Annotated in this window: 21 protein-coding genes; 8 read left to right on the top strand and 13 right to left on the bottom strand. The window is 60.1% G+C overall.

Features of this window, described 5'->3' with window-relative positions; genetic code table 11:
- Positions 1–16 precede the first annotated feature (16 nt).
- Both lolB and CPter91_RS03390 read right to left on the bottom strand, forming a co-directional pair.
- Positions 17–688 carry a lipoprotein insertase outer membrane protein LolB gene (lolB, locus tag CPter91_RS03385; protein ID WP_061936926.1) on the bottom strand — a complete coding sequence of 224 codons (672 nt, stop codon included), beginning with the start codon at positions 686–688 and terminating at the stop codon, positions 17–19.
- A complete protein-coding gene (locus CPter91_RS03390) occupies positions 685–2,511 on the bottom strand; it encodes a tetratricopeptide repeat protein (RefSeq protein ID WP_061936929.1) in 1,827 nt (608 codons plus the stop codon). The genes lolB and CPter91_RS03390 overlap by 4 nt, the downstream gene beginning before the upstream one ends.
- A 296-nt stretch (positions 2,512–2,807) precedes the next feature.
- On the opposite strand from CPter91_RS03390, the gene mutM reads away from it, so the two are divergent.
- The 3 genes from mutM to mutY are packed head-to-tail and all read left to right on the top strand — an operon-like array spanning position 2,808 to position 6,836.
- Entirely contained in the window at positions 2,808–3,629 is an 822-nt protein-coding gene (gene mutM / locus CPter91_RS03395) for a bifunctional DNA-formamidopyrimidine glycosylase/DNA-(apurinic or apyrimidinic site) lyase (protein ID WP_061936932.1), read from the top strand.
- A gap of 52 nt (positions 3,630–3,681) precedes the next feature.
- Entirely contained in the window at positions 3,682–5,673 is a 1,992-nt protein-coding gene (locus tag CPter91_RS03400) for a dynamin family protein (RefSeq protein ID WP_061936936.1), read from the top strand.
- 50 nt (positions 5,674–5,723) lie between these two features.
- The gene (mutY, locus tag CPter91_RS03405; RefSeq protein ID WP_061936938.1) at positions 5,724–6,836 is read left to right on the top strand and encodes an A/G-specific adenine glycosylase; all 1,113 of its coding nucleotides are present in this window, start codon (positions 5,724–5,726) and stop codon (positions 6,834–6,836) included.
- Positions 6,837–7,000: 164 nt separating this feature from the next.
- Here mutY and CPter91_RS03410 read toward each other — a convergent pair whose 3' ends face one another.
- From CPter91_RS03410 to ilvA, 7 genes are all read right to left on the bottom strand, one after another.
- Complete coding sequence (locus CPter91_RS03410) at positions 7,001–7,627, bottom strand: LON peptidase substrate-binding domain-containing protein (protein ID WP_061936941.1); 627 nt, start codon at positions 7,625–7,627, stop codon at positions 7,001–7,003.
- Positions 7,628–7,672: 45 nt separating this feature from the next.
- Complete coding sequence (gene rapZ, locus CPter91_RS03415) at positions 7,673–8,554, bottom strand: RNase adapter RapZ (RefSeq protein WP_061936944.1); 882 nt, start codon at positions 8,552–8,554, stop codon at positions 7,673–7,675.
- Between the two features lie 228 nt (positions 8,555–8,782).
- Positions 8,783–9,730: an HPr(Ser) kinase/phosphatase gene (hprK, locus tag CPter91_RS03420; protein ID WP_038485268.1), complete on the bottom strand. Its 948-nt coding sequence runs from the start codon at positions 9,728–9,730 to the stop codon at positions 8,783–8,785.
- A gap of 48 nt (positions 9,731–9,778) precedes the next feature.
- The gene (locus CPter91_RS03425; protein ID WP_061936947.1) at positions 9,779–10,255 is read right to left on the bottom strand and encodes a PTS sugar transporter subunit IIA; all 477 of its coding nucleotides are present in this window, start codon (positions 10,253–10,255) and stop codon (positions 9,779–9,781) included.
- Positions 10,256–10,574: 319 nt separating this feature from the next.
- Positions 10,575–11,132 carry a hypothetical protein gene (locus CPter91_RS03430; protein ID WP_231880033.1) on the bottom strand — a complete coding sequence of 186 codons (558 nt, stop codon included), beginning with the start codon at positions 11,130–11,132 and terminating at the stop codon, positions 10,575–10,577.
- Between the two features lie 186 nt (positions 11,133–11,318).
- Entirely contained in the window at positions 11,319–12,158 is an 840-nt protein-coding gene (gene queF, locus CPter91_RS03435) for an NADPH-dependent 7-cyano-7-deazaguanine reductase QueF (protein WP_061936953.1), read from the bottom strand.
- Between the two features lie 161 nt (positions 12,159–12,319).
- On the bottom strand, positions 12,320–13,846 hold the full coding sequence (gene ilvA / locus CPter91_RS03440) for a threonine ammonia-lyase, biosynthetic (protein ID WP_061936956.1): 1,527 nt from the start codon (positions 13,844–13,846) through the stop codon (positions 12,320–12,322).
- A gap of 155 nt (positions 13,847–14,001) precedes the next feature.
- Here ilvA and CPter91_RS03445 point away from each other — a divergent pair, with 155 nt between their 5' ends.
- Both CPter91_RS03445 and CPter91_RS03450 read left to right on the top strand, forming a co-directional pair.
- Entirely contained in the window at positions 14,002–14,493 is a 492-nt protein-coding gene (locus CPter91_RS03445; protein WP_061936959.1) for a YqaA family protein, read from the top strand.
- A 114-nt stretch (positions 14,494–14,607) separates the two neighbouring features.
- Positions 14,608–15,459 (top strand): hypothetical protein, encoded by an 852-nt coding sequence (locus tag CPter91_RS03450; protein WP_061936962.1) that lies wholly within the window; start codon positions 14,608–14,610, stop codon positions 15,457–15,459.
- Between the two features lies 1 nt (position 15,460).
- Here CPter91_RS03450 and CPter91_RS26840 read toward each other — a convergent pair whose 3' ends face one another.
- A complete protein-coding gene (locus CPter91_RS26840; protein ID WP_156479878.1) occupies positions 15,461–15,610 on the bottom strand; it encodes a hypothetical protein in 150 nt (49 codons plus the stop codon).
- 322 nt (positions 15,611–15,932) lie between these two features.
- On the opposite strand from CPter91_RS26840, the gene CPter91_RS03455 reads away from it, so the two are divergent.
- Genes CPter91_RS03455 through CPter91_RS03465 form a run of 3 tightly spaced genes read left to right on the top strand, consistent with a single transcriptional unit; the run spans position 15,933 to position 20,833 of the window.
- A complete protein-coding gene (locus tag CPter91_RS03455; RefSeq protein WP_061936965.1) occupies positions 15,933–19,949 on the top strand; it encodes a DUF3683 domain-containing protein in 4,017 nt (1,338 codons plus the stop codon).
- A gap of 2 nt (positions 19,950–19,951) precedes the next feature.
- Positions 19,952–20,380, top strand: coding sequence for an HIT family protein (locus tag CPter91_RS03460; protein ID WP_082792579.1), 429 nt, complete (start codon positions 19,952–19,954; stop codon positions 20,378–20,380).
- 21 nt (positions 20,381–20,401) lie between these two features.
- Entirely contained in the window at positions 20,402–20,833 is a 432-nt protein-coding gene (locus tag CPter91_RS03465) for a gamma-butyrobetaine hydroxylase family protein (protein WP_061936968.1), read from the top strand.
- A gap of 176 nt (positions 20,834–21,009) precedes the next feature.
- Here the strand turns inward: CPter91_RS03465 and CPter91_RS03470 are convergent, their stop codons facing one another.
- The 3 genes from CPter91_RS03470 to CPter91_RS03480 are packed head-to-tail and all read right to left on the bottom strand — an operon-like array spanning position 21,010 to position 25,058.
- Positions 21,010–22,140, bottom strand: a complete 1,131-nt coding sequence (locus CPter91_RS03470) for a 2-aminoethylphosphonate--pyruvate transaminase (protein WP_061936972.1) — start codon at positions 22,138–22,140, stop codon at positions 21,010–21,012.
- A gap of 60 nt (positions 22,141–22,200) precedes the next feature.
- Positions 22,201–23,904 carry a putative 2-aminoethylphosphonate ABC transporter permease subunit gene (locus CPter91_RS03475; protein WP_061945806.1) on the bottom strand — a complete coding sequence of 568 codons (1,704 nt, stop codon included), beginning with the start codon at positions 23,902–23,904 and terminating at the stop codon, positions 22,201–22,203.
- 26 nt (positions 23,905–23,930) lie between these two features.
- Entirely contained in the window at positions 23,931–25,058 is a 1,128-nt protein-coding gene (locus tag CPter91_RS03480) for a putative 2-aminoethylphosphonate ABC transporter ATP-binding protein (RefSeq protein ID WP_061945804.1), read from the bottom strand.
- Positions 25,059–25,078 lie beyond the last annotated feature (20 nt).

Genomic DNA, 25,078 nt, shown 5'->3' on the forward strand with positions numbered 1-25,078 from the left:
GTTCTGTGTGCGAGGTTCAGTGCGGCTGGCGGCTGCTGACGGCGATGCGGATCGCCACCTGGCCAGCCTGTTCGGTATTGCGCGCCAGGTCTATCCGTTTCGGATAGCTGTCGGCGGGCTTGTCCTGGTCTTGCCAGTTGCTGTACTGGATCAGCCATTTATCGGCGGTGGTGACGCTGAAGTTGCCGTCGGCGTCCGGGGTAGCCGTAAAGCGCCGGCCACCGGCATCTTCGCCGAAACCTTGCAGCCAGTCGCGCAAGCCGGCGATCGGCAGCGGCCAGCCCAGCGCCTGCACCGTCAGCGCATCGACATCGCTGGCGATGCGCGGCGGCTGGCCCGCTTGCTTCAGGGTGGCCTGGCCAGCGCCGATATTGATGGTGGCAAGCGTCTGTCCGAGTGGCGAGAGCAGGGTGATGTCGGTTTCCTGGCGGCTTTGCGACCAGGTGAAGCTGCCGTACACGGCCTGCTCCTTGCCGTCCTGCTGATAACGCAGCGACAGCCGGCCGCTGACGTCGATCGCTTGGCGATACGCGCGTGGGCCGGTGCTTGTTGTTGCAGCGGCAGTGCCGCCCGGCGTCGGCTGCAATGTGCCGCAGCCGCCTAATGCGATGGCGGCCAGCATCACAGTGCCGAGGCTTGCGCGGTGCAGGGCCGGCAGCATTGCAGTCTGGCCGAAGATGCGCATCATAAGGTCGCGCGCAGTCGTGCCAGGGTGTTCTTCAAGGCGTCGTTCTGCGGATCTTTCTGCCGCACTTCGCGCCACAGTTTTTGCGCATCGGTTTTTTGACCCTTGACCCACAGCACTTCGCCCAGATGGACGGCGATTTCAGGATCGGGCAGCAAGCCGTAGGCGGTGCGCAACCGTGTTTCGGCTTCATCCAGGTTGCCCAGGCGGTACTGCACCCAGCCCATGCTGTCGACGATGAACGGATCTTGCGGCGCCAGGGTCAGCGCTTTCTGGATCAGGGTCAGTGCTTCCGGCAGGCGGATATTGCGCTCCGCCAGCGAATAGCCGAGCGCATTGTAGGCTTGCTGGTTTTCCGGGGCGATGGCGATCAGTTTGCGCAATGCGGTTTCCATGGCGCTCAGGTTGTCCAGCTTTTCCGCCATCATGGCGTAGTCGTACAGCAGGTCGGGATTGTCAGGCTGCGCCTTGAGGGCGGTTTCCAGCACCTTGAATGCTTCCTGCGGACGGTTGGCTTCGCGCAGCAGCTGTGCTTCGACCTGGGTGACCTGGGTCTTTTCACGTTCGCCGTTGGTGTCGATTTCAGCCAGCACCCGGCGCGCGCCGTCGAGGTCGCCGCGCTTCGACAGCAGCTGGGCCCGGCGCAGCTGCGCATCCAGGTAGGCATCGCCCGGTTCGACCTGCGCCAGCCATTTGAGGGCGCCGTCGATGTCGTTGCGGTCGGCGGCAATCTGCGCCAGGATCAGCAAGGCCTGCGTATTGTCGCGCGCCTCGTCCGGATGCTTGCCGAGCTGGTCGACGTAAGTGCTGAGGTAGCGTTCGGCCGCCAGGGTGTCGCCGATCTGCGCATTCAGCAAGCCCAGCGCCAGCAAGGTGGTGGGGTCCTGCTTGTCGCCTTTCAGCAGGATTTCAAACTGGCTGCGGGCTTTCTCGTACTGTTTCTGGTCGATCAGGGTGCGGGCGTAAGCCACCCGCACTTCGCGCGAGCCGGGATATTTTTTCAGGAAATCGGTCAGGATGTGCTCGACTTCCGTACTATCCGCCACTTGCGCACTGGTCAGGATCGCCAGCTCGGAATCGGGTTTCAGGTTCAGGGCGATTTTCGCTTCTTCCTTGGCGCGCGCGGTATTGCCGCTGCTGAAGGCTTGCTGCGCTAGCGCCAGGTGGGCTTCGGCCATCGCCGTGTAAGGCGTCACCAGCTGTTCCAGCAGAGCGAAGGCGCCGGCCTTGTCTTGCGCCCGCGTCAGCAGGCGCTGGATCTGCAGCATCATGACGCCGCGTGCCTGCTGCGGCGCATCCTGCAAGCGTTTCTCCAGGATCGGCTTGGCTTCGACCAGGTTATTGCTGAGCATGATGAAGCCGAGATAGTACTGGGTCGCTTCTTCCGAATCCGGCGCAAGTTCGCGCCACAGGCGGATCGCCACCAGCGCTTCGCTGGCCTGTTTGGCGCTCAGCGCCATTTCGGCCGCGCGCCGCGCCAGGCGCGGATCGCGTGTCTGCTGGGCGGCGCCCAGCAAGGTCACATAGGCGGATTGCCAATTGCCGCGCTGGAAGGCGATTTCCGAACTGAGCACCTTGAACAGGATTTCCTTGGTCAGCGGCACGGCCGGCAAGTGTTCTTCTGGCGGCTTGACCGGCATGGCCCGGGTCGCCAGCTTGCGCGCCTTGATCTGCTCCGGACTGGCTGCCGAGCTTGCCGCCTGGCTTGCGGCGGAAGGGGTGTCAGCATTGGCGGCGGGGCTTGTGGCATCGTTGTTGCTTGGCGATACAGCGGCGCAAGCCGACAGCAGGGTAGAGAGCGTTACAATGGCAAGGGCTTTTTTCAAGGGACATATCCTAGCTTGTCAGCAGTGAGTTCTGAATTTCAGAGGTAACCCTGATTTTACGCCCAACCCGGGAGCAATGCGCAGCGGCCGGCGGGAGTTTTGTTTCAAAAAATGTATCGGCGGCGCCTTGCTGATGCCGCCGTTTGTGTGTCGTGCTTGCTTAGCTGCTTATTAGCGGCCTGCTTAGTTACTTGTTTAGTTGCTTGTTAACCGTTTATCTGATTAGCCGGAAGCTGGAGAGTTCGCGACAGAATTTGTCAGTTGCTGCTCAAGCCTGTCTGCCGGAATAGAGACTTATGCCAGAATTGCCTGAAGTAGAAGTGACCCGCCGCGGCGTTGCGCCGCATCTGGATGGCCGCGTAGTCACTGCTGTCACTTTTCGTCACAGCGGTTTGCGCTGGCCGTTCCCGCAAGATTTGCCGGCGCTGCTGATCGGCCGTCCGGTGCTGCGGGTCGAGCGCCGCGGCAAGTATCTGCTGCTGCGCTTCGATCACGGCACGCTGCTGATCCATCTCGGCATGTCCGGCCATCTGCGTATCCTGGAGCGCGGCACGGTGCCGCAAAAGCACGACCATTTCGATCTGGTCGTCGGCCCGCAGCTGCTGCGCCTGACCGACCCGCGCCGCTTCGGCGCCGTGCTGTGGCATGCCGACGCCGACGGTCCGCTGGAACAGCATGTGCTGCTGGCCGGCCTCGGACTGGAGCCGCTGGAGCAGGTTTTTTCGGCGCAGATTCTTTATCAGCAGACGCGCAAGCGCAGCGCGCCGATCAAGCAAGTGCTGCTGGCGGGCGACATCGTGGTCGGGGTCGGCAATATCTACGCTTCCGAAAGCCTGTTCCGCGCCGGCATCAATCCGAAAACGGCGGCGCATCGCATCAGTCTGGCGCGTTATGAACGGTTGGTTGATGCCATTCGGATAATTTTAGCGGCGGCAATCGAGAAGGGCGGCAGCACTTTACGCGATTTTATTGGTGCCGATGGCCAATCCGGCTACTTCCAACAGAGTTATTTCGTCTATGATCGTGCTGGGTTGCCGTGTAGAAATTGCGGAACGCTGATTTCGCAGATCAAACAGGGGCAGCGGTCGACGTTTTATTGCAAGACCTGCCAGAAATGAATTCCAGAAATCATCATCAGAAAAATATCAGAAACGATAGGCGAGAGCGACAGTGAGTAATCTAGTTCAGAAATTCCAGGAATACAGTGAGTGGCGTACCGGCGTGGCCGGCGCATTGCGGCGTTACCAGACTTGGGCGAGCGCATCGAAATTATCGGATATCGCCAGCGAACAGCGTATCGAACGCGCCCTGGCGCGGCTGACCGACGATAAATTGTCGATTGCCTTCGTCGCCGAATTCTCGCGCGGGAAATCAGAACTGATCAACGCCATCTTCTTCGCCGACTACGGCCAGCGCATCTTGCCGTCCGCGGCCGGCCGCACCACCATGTGTCCGACCGAGCTGCTGTACGACCCTTCGTTCCCGTCCTGTATCCGGCTGCTGCCGATCGAGACCCGCGCCGAATCGCAATCGACCAGCGATTACAAGGGCGCGCACCATGTCTGGACCGTGCTGCCGCTGGATATCTCTTCCACCGACGGCATGCTGGAGGCCTTCAAGCAGGTCAGCCTGACCAAGTGGGTACCGGTGGAAGAGGCCAAGCTGTATGGCTTGTACGATGAAGACGACCCCGACGCCGCAGTCGCCGTCGACGTCCTTGGCCGGGTCGAGATTTCTCAGTGGCGCCACGCCATCGTCAACTTCCCGCATCCCTTGCTGAAAGAGGGCTTGGTGATTATCGATACGCCGGGCTTGAACGCGATCGGCACCGAGCCGGAATTGACCCTCAACCTGATTCCCAACGCCCATGCGGTGTTGTTCATCCTGGCCGCCGATACCGGCGTCACCAAGAGCGATATCGATGTCTGGCGCCACCACATCGGCAGCGGCGCCGGCCGCATGGTGGTCTTGAACAAGATCGACAGCATGTGGGATGAGCTGCGCTCGCCGTTCGAGGTCGAGCAGCAGATCAGCAAGCAGGTCTCGAGCGTGGCCCATACGCTGGGGCTGTCGGAGGCGCAGGTGTATCCGGTCTCGGCACAGAAGGGGCTGGTCGGCAAGATCAACGGCGAGCCGGACCTGCTGCGCCGCAGCCGTCTGCCGGCGCTGGAGAATGCCTTGTCGCGCGAGCTGATACCGGCCAAGCGCGACATCATCCGTTCGCAGCTGATCGCCGACATTCATGACCTGACAGTCACCAAGCAAGCGCTGATGTCAGCGCATATCCGCAGCGTGGTGGAGCAGTTGCTGGAACTGAAGAGCTTGCGTGGCAAAAATACCTCCATCATCAGCCACATGATGAAGCGCATCGATATCGAGAAAAAGGAATTCGACGAGAGTCTGCTCAAGCTGCAGGGCACGCGCACGGTGTTTGCGCGCCTCTCGGCCGGGGTCTTCACGACGCTCGGCATGGGCTTGCTGAAAGAAGAAATCCGCAAGACGCGCGAGACCATGGAAGGCAGCATGTTTACCGCCGGTTTCCGTCACGCGGTGAAGGACTTCTTCGACAATGCACAGGAAAACCTGATGCTGTCGGGCCAGAAGACCGATGAAATTTCGGAAATGATGACCATCATGTACCGCAAGTTTTCGACCGAGCACGGGCTGGCGCTGTCGACGCCGATGCCGTTTTCGCTGGACAAGTACCGCAAAGAGATCGGCGTGATCGAAACCGCGTATCATCGCCAGTTCGGCACGGTGACGCTGGTGAAGACCAGCCAGGTGGTGCTGATGCAGAAATTCTTCGACTCGATCGCCTCGCGCGTCAAGCAAAGCTTCCTGCAAGCCAACCGCGATGTCGATGCCTGGCTCAAGGTAGTGATGGCGCCGCTGGAAGAGCAGATTCGCGCCCACAAGTCGCAGCTCAAGCAACGCACCGATTCGATAGAACGGGTGCATGTGGCGATCGACAGCCTGGAAGAGAAAATCCAGTCGGTGGAAATGTTGCAGAATGAATTGACTGCGCAAAGAAACACCTTGATGGCGCTGGAGAATGATTTGAGAAACGCGCTGGGAAGTGATACCTATGTTGGGACAGAGTTTAATAGCCACCGTAGCGTGGCGAATTACACTACCCGTGCGGCTCTGTCCCCATCTGATTAGGGGGAGCTTGAAGCACGTACATACCGTTGTAAAACCGCAATGAGACAGATTTGAAAATTATTTGCAGCACTGACAGTGATTCCGCATTTGCTAAATTCGCCGATCCTTCTTTTTCCGCGGCGGTGATCGCCTGGCAGAAGCAGCATGGCCGTCACGCCTTGCCGTGGCAGCAGACGCGCGACGCCTACCGCGTCTGGCTCTCTGAAATCATGCTGCAGCAGACCCAGGTGGCGGCGGTGATCCCCTATTACCAGAAGTTCCTGGCCAGCTTTCCCGATGTGCAGGCGCTGGCGGCCGCTCCCAGCGAAGCAGTGATGGCGCACTGGAGCGGGCTGGGCTATTACACTCGCGCTCGCAATCTGCACCGCTGCGCGCAGCGCGTGGTGGCGGAGCATGGCGGCATCTTCCCGCGCGATCCGGCGCTGCTGCAGGATTTGCCCGGCATCGGCCGTTCCACTGCTGCTGCCATCGCCGCTTTTTCCTACGGCGTGCAGGCTGCCATCCTGGACGGCAACGTCAAGCGCGTGTTCGCGCGGGTGTTCGGGATTGAAGGCTATCCCGGCGCCAAGCCGGTGGAAGATGCGATGTGGCAGCGCGCGGTGGCGCTGCTGCCGCAGCAGGGCGTCGAATCGTATACGCAAGGCTTGATGGATCTGGGGGCGACCCTGTGCACACGCAGCAAGCCGTCTTGCCAGACTTGCCCGCTGGCGCAGCGCTGCGTCGCGCTGGCGGCCGGCCGCACGGCGGAACTGCCGGTGCGCAAGCCGAAGAAAGCCATTCCCGAAAAATATATCGGCATGCTGGTGATTGTCGACCAGGGCCAGGTCTTGCTGGAACAGCGCCCCGACAGCGGCATCTGGGGCGGCTTGCTGTCGCTGCCGGAAGTGGCGCCGGAAGGCGATGTGGCGACTGCGCTGGCGCGCGCTACGGCGGCGTTCGGCAGCATCGCTTCATACGAAGCGCTGTCAGGCTTCACCCATGTATTCACCCATTTCAAGCTGCATATCGCGCCGTTCCAGATTACGCTGGCGCAGCGGCTGGACGGCATTGCAGAGCCCCGTCACGTCTGGTATCCGGCCGCCAGGCTGACGGACGCGCCGTTGCCGGCGCCGGTCAAGAAGCTGCTGCTGGAAGTGTTCCGCGAAGCAGATCTGTTTGCCTGAGTGTGAATGAGGTGGCTTTTGTATTCCAAGCTGCAGCTTCGCGTAGGCGGCCCTAACTACGCGTCCCGGTCATCCCCGCGAACGCGGGGATCCAAGTTGCTGAGTGTGGTATGAAAAATGGATTCCCGCGTGCGGGAATGACGGGGTCGCCTAGACGGGGTCGCCTAGATAATATTGTGCTGCAGGAGATACTGGTGAATGATGCCGAGCCGTTCGCTGCCGTCGGTCAGCTCCAAAAGTTTTTGCCGCGCTTTCAAGGGAATCGGCAGGATTTCGCACCAGCGATTGGCGACCCAGCCGGCGTTGTCGAATTGCGCCGGCAATGAAAACGGGCTGGCGAAATCATTGCCGTGGGTTGCCCGGCCTTTCTTGTTGATGTCATCGATGACCAGCTTCAGCGTGCCTGCGCATTGCAAGTGAGCTTCGTCCGGCGTGGTGGCGGGATCGGCGGCTATCAGCTCTATCTGTGCTTCCAGGCGCTGGTCCTGCAGCACCCGCTGCTGCAGGATGCGGAAGCGCTGGCTGCCCTCGGTGCGCAACATCATCACGCCCAGGTCTTGCATGTCCCATTCGGTAATGCGAGTCAGGCAGCCGACGCTTTCAGGCTCGGCTGCCATTCCTACTTCCTGTCCCGATTTGATCAGCACTACGCCGAACTGCTGCCCGCTTTTCATGCAGCTGCGCAGCATGTCGAGATAACGGGTTTCAAATACCTTGAGCGGCAAGACGCCGCCGGGGAACAGGACGGCATTGAGGGGGAACAGCGGAATCCAGGAGTTGTTTTCGGACATGGAAAAAATGGGATGAGCGGCGGATGGAGAGAACTGCGGTGCGGACTAATGATCGCCGGCGCGCTTGGTCAGTTCACGATGGCGCCGCACTACGCGTTCAGACACCTGGAAATATTCCGCCAGCTGTTCCACCATGTAGACGGAACGATGCTGGCCGCCGGTGCAGCCGATGGCAACCGTGAGGTAGCTGCGGTTATCGTCCTTGAACTCCGGTAGCCATTTTTCGACAAAGTTGCGGATATCGCCCAGCAGATCGCTGACCTTGGGCAATCCTTCCAGGAAGTCGATCACCGGCTGGTCGCGTCCGGTCAGCGGCCGCAGCTTGATGTCGTAATGCGGATTTGGCAGCATGCGCACATCGAACACCAGGTCGGCATCCAGCGGCACGCCGCGCTTGAAGGCGAACGATTCGAACAGCAGGGTCAGCGGCGCCGGTTCGGTATCGACCAGCTCCTTGATCCAGCTGCGCAGGCGGTTGGCGCTCATGTCGGAAGTGTCGATGGTATGACCGATGGCTTCGATCTCGACCAGCATTTCGCGCTCGATCTGGATGCATTCGGTCAGAGTCAGGCGGTCGCTCGGATTCTGGCCGGGACGCAGCCGGTGCGACAACGGATGGCTGCGCCGGGTCTCGGAAAAACGGGCGATCAGGGATTCGGTCTGCGCCGTCAGGAAAAATACCTTGACGTCGTGTCCTTCGGCCCTCAGTTGCTTGATGTCGCTCGGCAAGCCGGCCAGCGAATCGGCGCTGCGAGCGTCGGTGGCCACAGCCAGCATCTGCGCTCCTTCATGCTGGCGCGCGGCGACCAGCTCGCGCAGTAAAACCGGCGGCAGGTTGTCGACGCAAAAATACCCCGCGTCTTCGAGTACTCGAAGAGCGACTGATTTACCGGAGCCGGAGATGCCAGTGATAAGAATAATGCGCATAGGAGAATGATACCGTAAGTCGCGTTTGTTTCAGGGAGTGCCCGCTTTGGAAAGGGCGTGCAAGGAATTCCATAAGCAAGAAACGCTCCTGTGAGGAGCGCTTCAGCGCCAGATCTGCTGCCCGTATTTTATATGTGACTGCGGAAAATCCTGCGCCAAGGGCACACAAGGTTTTGTATCCTTATGTACTTTCTGTCTAGTAGCGTAGGGTGGGCACCTGTGCCCACCCTACAGATCACTGTCGCTATCCATCGCAATCCGCTGCCGGGCGATGAAATCCTTGAGAGTGTCGATGCCGCGCAGCTGCAGTATGGTATTGCGCACCGCGGCTTCCAGCAGCACCGCGATGTTGCGGCCGGCGGCCACCGGGATGATGACCTTGCGAATCGCCAGCCCCAGCACTTCCTGGGTATGGGCGTCGAGCGGCAGCCGTTCGTAGTTTTCTTCCAGCGTCGCGCGCCGCACCAGATGGACGATCAGCTTGAGGCGCATCTTGCGCCGCACCGCGGTTTCGCCAAAGATGGTCTTGATGTCGAGTAGGCCGAGGCCGCGCACTTCCAGCAGGTTTTGCAGCAGGTGCGGGCAGCGTCCTTCGATCATGTTCGGCGCGATGCGCGCGAACTCGACCGCATCGTCCGCCACCAGGCCGTGGCTGCGCGAAATCAGTTCCAGGCCCAGCTCGCTTTTGCCGAGGCCGGATTCGCCGGTGATCAGCACGCCGACGCCCAGTACATCCATGAACACACCGTGCATGGTGATGCGCTGCGCCAGTTTTTTTGACAGGTACACGCGCAGGTAATCGATCACCTGGGCGGCGGGCAGCGGCGTGGAAAACAGCGGGATATTTTTTTCGTCGCAGATTTCAAGGATGTCCGGCGGCGTCGCCAATCCTTGTGCAATGATGAATGCGGGCGGGGCGCCGGCCACCAGTTCGGCGGTCTGGTAGACCCGCGAAGTGGCCGAGAGGCGCTGGTAGTACTCGGTTTCCTGATGGCCGAAAACCTGGATCCGGCCCGGATGGATCAGGTTCAAGTGGCCGACCTGGTCGGCGGCCGAAGCGGCGTCGCCGGAAATCAGGCGCTCGCCGCCGGGGAAGCCGGCAAACCAGCCTAGTTGCAGCGACTCGCGGTTTTCGTCATACAGTTGCTGGATCGAGAGGGGCGTGGAAGCGGGCATGGTTGGCATCTGACATGGTAATTAGGCGGGCGGTTGCCCTCATGTCAATTATGTCGCATTTTCCGTGCCCATGGGCTGCCAGGCGACGATGTGGGCATGCACCGAGGCCGGATCGGGATCGCTGGCCAGGATCTGGCGGAAGGCGTCGCTGGAAAACATTTCCGCGATTTCCGACAGGATTTCCAGGTGCTGCTGGGTGACGTTGTCTGGAATCAGCAGGAAAACCAGCAGGCTGACCGGCTCGCCGTCCGGCGATTCGAATGGAATCGGCTCGGCCAGGCGGACGAATGCCGCCAGCGGCGCTTTCAAGCCCTTTACCCGGCCGTGCGGCACGGCGACGCCGTGGCCCAGGCCGGTAGAACCCAGGCGTTCGCGTGCGAACAGGTTGTCGGAGACGGTAGAGCGGGCAATGCCGCAGTTGTTTTCGAATAGTAAGCCGGCTTGTTCGAAAGCGCGTTTTTTACTGGAGACTTCCAGATCCAGCGCCACATTTTGTGCGGGCAGGATTTTTGCAAGATTAGTCATAATACAAATTGGTGTGCGGTCCAGTATGGATGGTTGTGTCTCAGAGCCGCCATGGCTAAAAACCTCGCAGCATGTCTAGGACATGCCAGATTCGGGGTTGGGCTGCGGCTCTTTACTTGCGTGAGCGCAGATTTTACTACAACGCCTCCCCCGCTCTGGCCTGAACCGGCACAAACCGGCGCGATTCAGGCTACGGTGTGCATGGCGCCCTTACGGCGCCGATAGCGTTCTATTGGCGACACCCAACCCGAATTATAGACTTGATTCCAGCCAACAACATCAACTTGCGGTGATGCTTATCGCTGAATAGTGTGGTGTTTTACTTAACTTCAAAGCGCGCGAAGATCAGCCAGACGTCGCCATTGCCCTTGTTCTGGGACAGGCGCGGCACATAAGAACCCATCAGCTTGGCGCCCTTGACGCCCAGCGACACGACCGGCAGCGCGATCGGAAACGGGAAGCCGCCGAAGTAATCCTGGCGGCTCATCAGCATGGCGGTATAGCCGGCGCCGACTTCGACTGGCGTCTTGGGCACGTTCCAGATCCATTCATAAGCATAGCCGGCCATGATCTGCGGCTTGAAGTGAGAGTCGCGGATGGCGAACAGGTACAGCGATTCGTCATTGCCGTCGGCGTTACGGATAGTGCGGCCGCCGCCCAGGCCCCAGGCCTTTTCATTCAGCTCGCGGATCTTTTCTTCGGTATACGTATGGCGGCCATGATAGGCGTAGCCCGACAGATACACTTCCATATCGCCATTGTTGGCGATGTTGCTCAACCGGTCCCCGGTCTGGCTGAGGGTTTTGCTGAACCAGCCGGTGGTGTCCGGGGTTTCCTGAGCGTGGGCCGGGGCGTACACGGCGGCGATTGCAGTCATGCCGGAGAATATTGCTGTCCTTTTGACGGCGGTGAAGCGAGAAAAAATTGTCATAAAAAATAGAGTCCTTTGCAGCGAGGTGGTACGGTAGACGTGTAGTGACAACGCGTCAATATCCCCGCTAATTTAATGCGCATTTATGTGCCTAAGTGCTGTCTTTTTGCTACAAATGTAACGAATTGTGTGTTACTGCCTTGCCTGGCGCCAATTTAAAGGCGGTTGCGCGGTGGAAAAGTTGCTGCGCCAGGGATTGATGTCCAGACCGCCGCGACGGGTATAACGTGCATAGACAGACAATTTTTGCGGCGCACAGTTGCGCATGATGTCCATAAAAATGCGTTCTACGCATTGTTCGTGGAATTCGTTATGGTCGCGGAAGCTGATCAGGTAGCGCAACAGGCTTTCCTGGTCGATGGCCGGGCCGACATAGTGGATCTGCACGCTGCCCCAGTCCGGCTGGCCGGTCACCAGGCAGTTCGACTTGAGCAGATGAGAAACCAATGTTTCCTCAATGATAACCTGATTCGGGTCCGCCTTCAGCAGCGACGGATTCGGCTGGTATTCGTCGACTTCGATATCCAGCCGGTCCAGCAGCAAGCCTTGCGGCTCCTGGATTTTTTGCTCGGCAAAAGCGTCCGCGGTGGCCAGCGTCACGTGCACAGTCGCGCCGAAGCCGGCCGACAGGTCCTTGCGCAACAGTTGCAGCAAGGCATCTGTGTCCGCCAGTTTGGTTTGATTGAAGGAATTCAGGTAGAGCTTGAAGGATTTCGACTCGACGATATTCGGAGAATCGGCCGGCACGGTAAACGTGGCGATGGCAACCTGCGGCTTGCCGCGCGCATTGAGCCAGGACACTTCGTACGCATTCCAGATATCGACGCCGAAAAACGGCAGGGTGCCGCTGACGCCGATTTCGTCCCGCTTGCCCTGGCGGGCGATCGGGAACAGTAGCGAAGGCTGGTACTGCGTCTGGTAGGCGGCGGGTTTGCCGAGCGGCGAGGCGTCGGGCGTATTGGGTATGGTCATGGCTTCTGCTTGTACTTAAAAGCAGTATTTTGCCAGATAAGCATGATGTCCCTGATATGTGCCGCTTAATTGCCGATATTTGCCGATATTTGCACCTATTTGCGTTTATCAGGAAACAGCTGCCCGCTTGCGGCGCAGGCGCCGCAAGCGGGTAGGGCAGCTTAGCCGAGGAACAGCTTATAGACCGGATTGCTGCTTTCATCCCAGTAGCGGTAGCCGAGGCTGGCGAGGAAAGTGCGGAACGCTTTCATTTCCTTTTTCGGCACCTGCAGGCCGACCAGGATGCGGCCGACGTCGCCGCCCTGGCTGCGGTAATGGAACAGGCTGATATTCCAGTTGGGCGCCATCGAATTCAGGAAGCGCATCAGCGCGCCCGGACGCTCTGGGAATTCAAAGCGGTACAGCAGTTCGTCTTGCGCCAGCGCGCTCTTGCCGCCCACCAGGTGGCGCACGTGGACCTTGGCCAGTTCATCGTGGGTCAGGTCAAGCGTATCGAAGCCGTGCTTCTCGAAGTTCTTGGCTATCCGGGTGGCTTCTTCGCGGCTCGAAGTCTGCACGCCGACAAACACGTGGGCGGTTTTTTCATCGCTGATGCGGTAGTTGAATTCAGTAACGTTGCGCGGGCCGACCTGCTCGCAGAAACGGCGGAAGCTGCCGCGCTGCTCGGGGATGGCGACGGCGAACACGGCTTCGCGCAACTGTCCGATATCGGCCATTTCCGCGACAAAGCGCAAACGGTCGAAATTCATGTTGGCGCCGGAAGCAATCGTGACCAGGGTCTGGTCCTTGATCGGCTTGCGCGTGCCTTTGCTGCGTTCGACATACGCTTTGGCGCCGGCTACCGCCAGCGCGCCTGATGGTTCCAGGATGCTGCGGGTATCCTGGAACACATCCTTGATGGCGGTGCAGACCGCGTCGGTATCGACCAGGATCACTTCATCCACATACAGGCGCGCCAGGCGGAACGTCTCTTCGCCCACCAGCTTGACCGCGGTGCCGTCGGCAAACAGGCCGACATCCGGCAGCGTCACGCGACGGCCGGCCTTCAGGCTGCGCGCCATGGCGTCGGAATCGGTGGTCTGCACGCCGATGATCTTGATCTCCGGCCGCACCGCCTTGACATAGGCAGCGATGCCGGCGATCAGGCCGCCGCCGCCGATCGGCACGAAGATGGCATGGATAGGGCCGGAGTGCTGGCGCAGGATTTCCATGCCGATGGTGCCTTGGCCGGCGATCACGTAAGGGTCGTCGAAAGGGTGGACGAAGGTCAGCTTGAGCTTTTTCTCCAGCGTCAATGCATGGTTGTAGGCATCTGTATAGGAGTCGCCGAACAAGACCACTTCGCCGCCGCGCGCCTTGACACCGTCGATCTTGATCTGCGGCGTGGTTTTCGGCATCACGATGACCGCGCGGCAGCCCAGCTTGGCGGCGGATTGCGCCAGGCCCTGGGCATGGTTGCCGGCCGAGGCACAGATGATGCCACGCTTGAGCTGCGCCGGCGTCAGGCTGGCGGCCTTGTTGTAGGCGCCGCGCAATTTGAAGCTGAACACGCTTTGCATATCCTCGCGCTTGAAATAAATCTGGTTTTCAATACGCTGCGAGAGCGTTGTCGCCAGTTCAAGCGGGGTTTCGACCGCGACGTCGTAGACGCGGGCGGTGAGGATTTTTTGCAAATAGTCTGTGGTCATGTCGTTAGTCAGTGGTAGGTCTAAGCAGCGGGAAACAGCCGGTCATTATAATGGAGGGCTTTTTAAGCGCCACCAGGTTTTCTCGGCCGCACCGCAATCAGCCTCATTCCGAGCCGCCGTGCGTGCCGATCTGCCGTTTTTATGAATTGCTTCTCATGATCGAATCCGCCGTTTTATGGCTGCTCAAGACGTTGGCCGTGCCCACCGTCGGCCTGACTTCCGTCTTCATCATCAGTTTTGTTGCCGCCACCCTGTTGCCGCTGGGCTCGGAACCGGCGGTGTTTGCCGTGATCAAGGCCAACGGCGCGTTGTTCTGGCCGGTGATTTTCGTCGCCACGCTGGGTAATACCCTGGGCGGCGTGGTCGATTACTGGATGGGTTACGGCGCCAAGCAGGCGTTCGCGCGCGAACGCGGCAGCAGCTGGTTCGCCTGGCTGGAGCGCTACGGTGCCAAAACCATGCTGCTGGCCTGGGTGCCGGGCATCGGCGATCCGATTTGCACCCTGGGTGGCTGGCTCAAGCTGCCGTTTTGGCCTTCGGTCATGTACATGGCGATCGGCAAATTCCTGCGCTACATCCTGGTGGTCTGGCTATTGCTGAACGTGCCGGACGGCTTCTGGCGCGAAGTCGCGGGCTGGCTGGCTTAAGGCGTAAATAAGCCGTGGATTTTTGCGCCGCACTACGATATATTTCCATGTGGAAATATCAATACTGGTTTGCATGCTTCTTTGAAATCGAAAGCCATTCGAGGAGAGAATGCTATGAACAAACTGGACATCAGGGAGATTTGCGAGCGCATCGCCGTGCAGGCGCCGTATTTTGCATTTACGGAATTGCGCGGCATACCGCATCGGATTGTCCAAGGAACGTTTGCGTCGGAACAGCCTTTAGGTTTTGAAAACGGACCGGTGGCTTCCGCGGAAATCGGCCGCCACCTGGCAATTCTCGGTTCCTGCGCCGCGGTCGCCTGGCAAGCTGCACCGCAGATCTATTATCTGGCGACCAAGGCGCGCTACAGCAAGCTGCATGACGTCGCCCCGCGTGAACCGGGCTGCTGTTACCAGGCGACGGCGGAAGTGCTGAGCCAGGACCGGCGTTCGCTGACGGCACAAGCCATCATTTCGGCGGAAAAGCCGTTTGCCCATCTGTATTGCGAATACCAGGCGCTGTCGGAGCAGGTGTTCCTGCGCCTGTTCAAGGATTACCGGGTGCCCTCGGCGCCGCTGGCTCAGCACTCCCCCTATCGGCAATCGGTGCAGCTGGAATTCGAGGCCGCCGTCGGCCATGCGCTGGTGGCCCACAGCACAGCGCTGGCGCCGGCCCGCTGCGCCGGCCATTTCCTCGACTACCCGGCCTGGCCGGTCGCCATCATCGTCCACACGGTGGCGCAGACCACCAGCAGGCTGCTGCATTACATCCTCGACAAAGAGGCCAGCTACACCGTCGTCAGATGCGACCTGGTGGCTCACCAGCTGGTGCCCGCTTCGGAACCGCTGTCTTTCCATACCAGTTGCATCACGGCCTCCACCTACCTGTCGCATTATGTGTTTGAAACCCAGGTAATGCGGCGGCAAGAAGTGGTCGCGACCGTGATGACCGAACTGCAAGTCTGAATCAGAGGGCGGACAATCCCGCCCAGAACATCGCCGGCGTAATCAGCAGCAGGATTGCGTAAGGCAGCATGCGCAAGGGCCAGGCGCGGTTGCGCAGCAGGTAGGACAGGCCGAAGTAAGGATTTCTTTTGGATAAAGAGACTGGTGTCATGACATTGCTCCCAACTAGGTAATGGATCAGCCTTTGCACTGGCCGTAGTCAGCCAATGTGAAGGAAATGTTTTCCAGTATTTCGCTGATGATCTGGCTGAACATGAGGGGCTCCTGAAAGTGGTGGCGATAACCTAATTGTAGTCAAAATCTATCAAAATACAGAAATTGATTATATTAATTAATTCCATATGAATAGGCTATAAGTCAACCGAATGTTGTAGTCTGTTCCTTGCACTGCACAAATCCCCAGCTTGCCGTCGCGAATGAGCGCAATCGGCTAAAATGCTGATTCAGCAGCTGCAGCCAACTTCTCAAGATCAATGAACGCCCCAGTCAAAATCCAGGCATTATTGTCAGATGCGCCACAAGGCGCCACCCCTACGCGATTGCGCGAAATCCCTTATAACTACACCTCGTTTTCCGATCGCGAGATCGTAATCAGGCTGCTGGGCGAAGCGTCCTGGCGCCTGCTTGACGAACTGCGCGGCAAACGCCAGACCGGCCGTTCCGCCCGCATGCTGTATGAAGTGCTGGGCGATATCTGGGTAGTACGCCGCAATCCGTATTTGCAAGATGACATGCTGGACAATCCGAAGCGTCGCCAGGCTTTGATTGATGCGTTGCATCATCGCCTCGGCGAGGTCGACAAGCGTCGTATCGTCACCGATCAGGCCGACAGCGGCGACGCCGTCAACGACGAAGAAGCCAAGAAGCGCAGTGAGAATGTCGAAGCGCTGCTGGCAGCGGCCCGCAAGGCGATTGCCGCCTTCTCCGACGAATTCCGCCAGACCTACGACCTGCGCAAGCGCACCAACAAGATCCTGGGCCGCTATACCGCCAAGGACAACATCAAGTTCGACGGCCTGTCGCGTGTTTCGCACGTGACCGACGCCACCGACTGGCGCGTCGAGTATCCCTTCGTAGTCCTCACGCCGGACAGCGAAGATGAAATGGCTGGCCTGGTCAAGGGCTGCATCGAACTCGGCCTGACCATCATTCCGCGCGGCGGCGGCACCGGCTACACCGGCGGCGCAATTCCGCTGACGCCTTTGTCGGCCGTCATCAACACCGAAAAGCTGGAGCAGCTGGGCGCAGTCGAAATGGCCGTGCTGCCAGGACTCGACAAGGAATACGCAACGATTTATTCCGGCGCCGGGGTAGTTACCAAGCGCGTCTCCGACGCTGCTGAAAAGGCTGGCTTCGTGTTCGCGGTCGATCCGACCTCGGCTGAAGCGTCCTGCGTCGGCGGCAACATCGCCATGAACGCAGGCGGCAAGAAAGCCGTGCTATGGGGCACCGCGCTGGATAACCTGGCCAGCTGGCGCATGGTCGATCCGAACGGCGACTGGCTGGATGTCACGCGCCTGGACCACAACCTCGGCAAGATCCATGACACGCCGCTGGCGCGCTTCCAGCTGGAATGGCGCCACCCGGCCGAAAAGGGCCGCCCGAGCGAGAAGCCGTTCAAGACCGAAATCCTGGAAATCGCCGGCCGTGTATTCCGCAAGGAAGGCCTGGGCAAGGACGTTACCGATAAATTCCTGGCGGGTTTGCCGGGGATCCAGAAAGAGGGCTGCGATGGCCTGATCACCTCCGGGCGCTGGATTCTGCACAAGATGCCTAAGTACACGCGCACCGTCTGCCTGGAATTCTTCGGCCAGGCGCGCGATGCGATCCCGTCGATCGTCGAGATCAAGGATTTCCTCGATGCCGAAACCAAAAAGGGTGGCGCAATCCTGGCCGGCCTCGAGCATCTGGACGAGCGCTACCTGCGCGCAGTCGGCTACACCACCAAATCCAAGCGCGGCGTATTGCCGAAAATGGCTTTGTTCGGCGACATCGTCGGCGACGATGAAAACGCGGTAGCGCAAGCGGCTTCGGAAGTGGTGCGCATGGCCAACAATCGGGTCGGCGAAGGTTTCGTCGCGGTGAGCCCGGAAGCGCGCAAGAAATTCTGGCTGGACCGCGCCCGCACGGCCGCCATCGCCAAGCATACCAACGCCTTCAAGATCAATGAAGACGTGGTGATTCCGCTCAACCGCATGGGCGAATACACCGACGGCATCGAGCGCATCAATATCGAGCTGTCGGCCAAGAACAAGCTGCAGCTGCTGGATGAGCTGCTCGCGTTCCTGCTCAAGGGCAATCTGCCGCTGGGCAAGGGCGACGACGCCGACGGCGACGATATTCCCGCCGCCGAAATCCTCGAAGACCGCGTACACCAGGCCGAGCTGCTGCTGGCCGAAGTGCAGGCGCGTTGGACTTATCTGCTGGCGAATCTGGACAAGCCGCTCAAGGATGCGAAAGACGAACTGAGCGCACTGGGCCTGGAAAAGCTCGACCTCGTGTTCGAGCAGCGCCTGCTGCAGCAACCGGACGCGACCGTGTTCGATGTTGTGCAGGACCGCACCATCCGCATCTCCTGGAAACAGGAAGTGCGGGCGCTGCTGCGCCAGATTTTCAACGGCGCTTCCTTCAAGCTGATCCTCGACGAATGCAGCGCGGTGCACAAGCGCGTGTTGCGCGGCCGCGTGTTCGTCGCCCTGCACATGCATGCCGGCGACGGTAATGTTCATACCAACCTGCCGGTCAATTCCGATCACTACGAAATGCTGCAGGATGCGCACGCCGCGGTAGCGCGCATCATGACCCTGGCGCGTTCGCTGGACGGCGTGATTTCGGGTGAGCACGGCATCGGCATCACCAAGCTGGAGTTTCTGACCGAAGACGAAATCAAGGATTTCCGCAGCTACAAGCTGCGGGTTGATCCGGAAGGCCGCTTCAACAAGGGCAAGCTGCTCAACCTGCCAGGTTTTGAGGCTGACCTGAGCAACGCCTATACGCCGTCGTTCGGCCTGATGGGCCACGAATCGCTGATCATGCAGCAAAGCGATATCGGCGCCATCGCTAACAGCGTCAAGGATTGTCTGCGCTGCGGCAAATGCAAACCGGTGTGCGCCACCCACGTGCCGCGCGCCAACTTGCTGTACTCGCCGCGCAACAAGATCCTGGCCACTTCGCTGCTGGTGGAAGCTTTCCTGTACGAAGAGCAGACCCGGCGCGGGATCTCCATCAAGCACTGGGAAGAATTCGAAGACGTGGCCGACCATTGCACGGTCTGCCACAAGTGCGTGACGCCATGCCCGGTCGATATCGATTTCGGCGACGTCTCGATGAACATGCGCAACCTGCTGCGCAAGATGAACAAGAAATCGTTCAATCCCGGTACCACGGCAGCCATGTTCTTCCTGAATGCGACCGATCCGGCCACCATCAACATGACGCGCAAGGTCATGACTGACTGGGGGTTCAAGGCGCAGCGCCTGGGCAACGACATCTTGAAGAAGTTCGCCAAGAAGCAGACCAAGAAACCGCCGGCCACGGTCGGCAAGGCGCCGATCAAGGAACAGGTGATCCACTTCATCAACAAGAAGATGCCGGGCAACCTGCCGAAGAAGACCGCGCGCGCCTTGCTGGATATCGAAGACGACAAGATCGTGCCGATCATCCGCGATCCGAAGAGCACCACCGCCGATACCGAAGCCGTGTTTTATTTCCCTGGCTGCGGTTCCGAGCGGCTGTTCTCACAGGTCGGCCTGGCCACGCAAGCCATGTTGTGGCAGGTCGGTGTTCAAACCGTGCTGCCGCCGGGTTACCTGTGCTGTGGTTATCCGCAGCGCGGCTCGGGCGATTTCGACAAGGCCGAGAAGATCATCACCGATAACCGCGTGCTGTTCCATCGCATGGCGAATACCCTGAACTATCTCGACATCAAGACCGTGATCGTTTCCTGCGGCACTTGCTACGATCAACTGCAGGGCTACCAGTTCGACAAGATCTTCCCGGGCTGCCGCATCATCGATATCCATGAATACCTGCTGGAGAAAAATCTCAAGCTGGAAGGAGTCAGCGGTACGCGCTACATGTATCACGACCCCTGCCACAGCCCAATGAAGCTGCAGGATCCGATGAAGACGGTCAATGCGCTGATAACCACCGACAACGGCGCCAAGATCGAAAAGAACGAGCGCTGCTGCGGCGAGTCAGGCACTTTCGGCGTCAGCCGTCCGGATGTCTCGACCCAGGTGCGCTTCCGCAAGGAAGAGGAAATGAACAAGGGAGCGGACAAGCTGCGCGCCGACGGTTTCGGCGGCGACGTCAAGATCCTCACGTCCTGCCCGTCCTGCCTGCAGGGTTTGTCGCGCTATAACGACGATTCCGGCACCACTGCAGATTACATCGTGGTGGAAATGGCGCGTCACCTGCTGGGTGAGAATTGGTTGCCGGATTACGTTGCCCGCGCCAACAACGGCGGCATTGAACGGATCCTGGTGTGACCATGACAATGCATGCAGCTGATTGCGAACTGTGTAACGGCGATGGTGGGGAAGTACTCCACCGCGCCGAAAAATTTCGCGTGGTGCTGGTCGAGGATGCGCAGTATCCGGGATTCTGCCGCGTGATCTGGAACGATCACATGAAGGAAATGACCGATCTGCCGGTGGTCGACCGCAGCACCTTGATGGCTGCGGTCTGCAAGGTTGAATCTATCGTGCGTGCCGTGATGCAGCCGGAAAAGATCAACCTGGCCAGCCTCGGCAACATGACGCCGCATCTGCATTGGCACGTGATTCCACGCTACGCGGACGACGCCCATTTCCCTAGTCCGGTGTGGGCCGAAGCGCAAAGGCAGCCCTCGCCGGCCACGCTGGCGCAACGGCAGGCATTGCTGGGGGCATTGCGTTCCGCCATTTCTGAACAGTTTTAATTCTATTTACGGGCAACTCCAATGACCGGTTCCAAGCAATCAGCCCCGGCGCCTGCGCCGGTGTCATTCGTAGTGCACAAGCAATCGTGCAAGCTGGAAGTCGCCTTCGATGACGGCGCGGTGTTTTTGCTGCCGTTTGAACTGATGCGCGTGTATTCGCCTTCGGCCGAAGTCAGCGGCCACGGTCCCGGCCAGGAAGTGCTGCAGACCGGCAAGCGCAATGTCGAAATGGCGGCGCTCGAGCCGGTCGGCAATTACGCCGTCAAGCCAACTTTTTCCGACGGCCACGTCAGCGGCATTTTTACCTGGGCCTATCTGTACAAGCTTGGGCGCGACCAGGAAGCCATGTGGGAAGATTATTTGCAACGCCTGGATGCGGCCGGCCACGGCCGCGAGGCCGGGCGCGATCTGTCGATGACCGCCAAGGCCGCCGGCGGCCACGGCTGCGCCTGACAGTGTTGCAGTCTGTGTGCCCCTGCCTCGTCGGCCCCATCTAGGCGACCCCGACTACGCGTCCCGGTCATTCCCGCGAACGCGGGAATCCATTTTCACTACCATATTAAGCAATTTGGATTCCCGCGTTCGCGGGAATGACGGAGTGAGGCGCACAAGGCTCCACGCCGAACCTATCAAGAATTATTTGCATTCCTGGTCTTGATGCCCATTTCACGCAGCGTGTCGCCGATGGCGTGTACTGCCTGCTGCATTTCTTCCGCGCCGATCGCGCCTATGCAGCCGACGCGGAAAGTCTCTGCCTGGGTCAGCTTGCCCGGATAGAGGATGAAACCCTTGTCGCGCACCTTGTTGTAAAACTCCTTGAACTCATAATTGGCGCTGTTCGGCGCATGCATCGTCACGATGATCGGCGCCTGGATTTTTGCCGGCAGAAATTGGATCAGCCCCAGCTCGCGCATGCCGGCCATCAAGGTTTCGTAGTTTTTCGTATAGCGCGCCAGCCGCGCCGCTTGGCCGCCTTCGGCAAAGAACTGGTTCAAGGCTTGATGGAAGGCCACCACGATATGCGTCGGCGGGGTGAAGCGCCATTGCGTGGTCTTTTCCATGTAGGCCCACTGATCGTGCAGGTCGAGCGACAGCGAGCGCGAGTTGCCGGCCGATTTTTCCAGTACGGACTTGCGCACGATGACAAAGCCCATGCCCGGCGGCCCTTCGATGCATTTGCCGCTGGCGGCGATCAGGGCGTCGAACGGCATCGTGGCGGCATCGATGGCCAGCGCGCCAAAGGAACTCATGGCGTCGATGATCAGGCTCTTCTTGTGCGCCGCCGCTACGGCGGCGATCTCCGCCAGCGGGTTGAGGATACCGGTGCTGGTTTCGCAATGGATCACGCCGATGTGGGTGATGCTGCGGTCGTTGCTCAAGATCCGTTCGACGTCGGCGCCGGTGGTCGGCACATCGTCCGCGGTTTCAAACACCGAAACCTGGCGCCCCATCATTTCGACGATTTTCGCCATGCGCTTGCCGTAGGCGCCGTTGATCAGCACCAGCATATGGCCGTTGCGCGGAAGCAGGGTGTTGATCGCCGCTTCTATCGAAAAGGTACCGCTGCCTTGCATTGGCACGCACACGTGGGTTTCATGGGCGTTGGCGATGTCCAGCAGTTGCTGGCGCACCTTGCCGGTGATGGCGTTGAACGAGGCATCCCAAGAGCCCCAGTCCTGCAGCATGGCGCTCTTGGTGGCGAGCGAAGTGGTCAATGGTCCGGGGGTCAGAAGAATCGGGTCGCGGCTTTGCAGGCTCATGATATTTCCTTTGGTCTGGTGCAGATATTGATACAGATGTTGGTCAGGTAGTCAAACGGTTCAGCAGCGGCGCCAGCGCTGCGCCTTCTTCAGCAGCACGCGGGTCGCCAGCGCGTACAGCAGGCAGACGATCGCCGAGGTCAGTACGATCAGCGTGCCCATCGCCGCCGCCGGGCCGATCTTGCCTTCGGCTTCCAGATTCAGCAGCGCCACCGACGCCAGGGTGGTATCGGGCGAATACAGGAACACCACGGCCGAGATGGTAGTCATGGCGTTGATGAACAGGTAGCGGCCGATATCCAGGATCGCCGGCAGGCAGACCGGCACCGTGACCCGCATGAAGGTCTTGTAGAAGGGCACCTTGAGCGAGGCCGATACCGCTTCGAACTCGTTGTCGATCGCCTTCAGGGCCGTGACGGCGGTCAGGTAGCTGGAGGTGAAATAGTGCACCACGGTCGACAAGACCAGGATCGCCATGCTGCCATACAGGAAGCCGAGCGGATTGGCCGGATGGTTGAAAAACATGATGTAGCCCAGGCCCAGCACCAGGCCGGGCACGCCCATCGGCAGCATCGCCAGCAGGCGGATGACAGGCCGGGCGGCATCCATGCCGCGCGTCTTTTCCACCAGGTAGGCGCTGCCGAAAATCAGCACGATGCCGCTGGCGACTACATAGGCAGCCAGGCGCAGGCTGTTGAAATAGGATTCCAGGATGCCGTCCTGGACCAGGCCGAAATAGTAATGGTCCCACACCAGCGTCAGGTTGTAGGGCCACAGCTTGATGAAGGAGGTATAGACCGCCATGCCGAGCACTGCCAGGAGCAACAGGCAGACCGTGGCGCAATAGCAGAACATCAGGCTGTCGAACATGCGGTGCGGCTTCGGCACGAACGGCACCGCGCGCGCCGACAGCTGCGACTGCAGCTTGCGGCGTATGGTGAAATCGACGGCGAACGCCATCAGCGCCGGCAATAGCAGCAGCAAGCTCACCACTGCGCCCTTGTTGAAATTCTGCTGGCCGATTACTAGCTGGTAGACATCGATGGCCAGCACGTTGAAATCGCCGCCGATGACTTTCGGCACGCCGAAGTCGTTGACGGTAAACGTGAACACCACCAGCGCCGCGCTGATCAGGCCGTATTTGGCGCCGGGCAGGGTGATGGTGTGGAATTTGCGCAGGCGGCTGGTGCCCAGCGATTCCGCCACTTCGTACAGGCGGCCGTCAGCCAGCGACAGTGCGGTAATCAAGATCATCAGTGCGTGCGGAAACACGGCGTAGCATTCGCTGATGATGATGCCGATCGGGCCGTAGATGGAAGCGCCGCCCAGCAGGCCCTTGAGTACGCCCTGGGTGCCGAACCACTGGATGAATGATATCGCCGCCAGCAGCGACGGCGCCAGGATAGGGATCAGCGACAGGGTGCGGAAGAAGCGTTTGAACGGCATCATGCTGCGCGTCAGCGCATAGGCGAAAGTGAAGGCCGCCGGGATCACCAGCAGCGTTACCGACACCGCCACCAGCAAGGTGTTGAACACCGATTGCCGCAGGGCCGGGGTCGCCATGTATTCGGTGAACTGGCGCAGGCCGACGAAAGCACCGTCCTTGTCTTGCACGCTCTGGACCAGGATCGTCAGCACCGGCATCAGCAGGAACACCGCCAGCCCGGCGCACACCAGCAGCAGCAAGCCATGGGCGATGCGGTCGTGCCAGTGGCTTTGCTGGCGGCCGGCGGCGGCCGTGTGCGCCGTGGCCGGCAGCGGCATCGCGCCTAGCGTGCTGGCCGGCCTGCTCATGCCGCCACCGTCTGGCATGGAGCATCATCCGGATACACGCGGATGCGCTCCGGCAGCAAGCCATAGCGCAGTTTGCTGCCGACCCCCAGGCCCAGTTCTTTCAGCAGGTTGAGTGACATCGACGCCACCACTGGCTGCTGTTCCATCCCTTCCAGCAGCACCGTCAGATAGCTGAAGGCGCCCAGGAATTCGATTTTCTTTACTTCCGCCATGGCATGGTTGCGGGTGCGCTGTTCGACGTCGCGGGCGACGAAGTCTTCCGGCCGCAGATACACCTTGACCGGTTCCCCCGCCGCGATATGGTCAACGCGCGATTCGCAATGGAAATCCAGCTGGCCGATGCGGAAGCGGCCATCGCCCAGCGAAGTTCCGCGCAGGATGTTGACTTTACCGACAAACGACGCCACAAACGGCGAGCCCGGTTGCAGATAGATATCCTGCGGCTTGCCGCATTGTTCGATGACGCCGTGGTTCATCACCACGATGCGGTCGGCCATGGTCAGCGCTTCTTCCTGGTCGTGGGTGACCATGATGGTGGTCACGCCCAGCCGCTGCTGCAGCTGGCGGATTTCACTGCGCAGCCGCACCCGCTCCAGCGCATCCAGCGCCGACAGCGGCTCATCCAGCAATAGCAAGCCGGGCGAGGTAGCCAGCGCCCGCACCAGCGCGATGCGTTGTTGCTGACCACCGGACAATTGCCCCGGATATTTGTTGCCGCTGGTCGGCAACCCCGCCAGCGCCAGCAGCTCCTGTACTCGCGCTGCGCTGGCACTGCGGCTCTGGCCCCGATTCACCAGGCCGTAGGCGACATTGTCGGCGATGGTCAGGTTGGGAAACAATGCGTAGGACTGGAACACGATGCCGTAGTCGCGCTTGATCGGCGCCAGCCAGGAGATATCCTTGCCGCCCTGGACGAGGCGGCCCCGGTCCTGGCTTTCGAGGCCGGCGATGATGCGCAGCAAAGTCGTCTTGCCGCAGCCGGATGGCCCGAGGAAGCAGACGAACTCCCCTTCGGCGACGCTCAGGTTGATGTCGCGCAGGGCCTGGAAACTGCCGAACGACTTCGAAATATTTTCCAGCGTCAGATACGGCTGGCTAGTTGAACAAGGATTCTGCTGCGGCATCATGGCTATTCTCCGGATGG

The organism is Collimonas pratensis (genome assembly GCF_001584185.1).
Classification (GTDB): domain Bacteria; phylum Pseudomonadota; class Gammaproteobacteria; order Burkholderiales; family Burkholderiaceae_D; genus Collimonas; species Collimonas pratensis.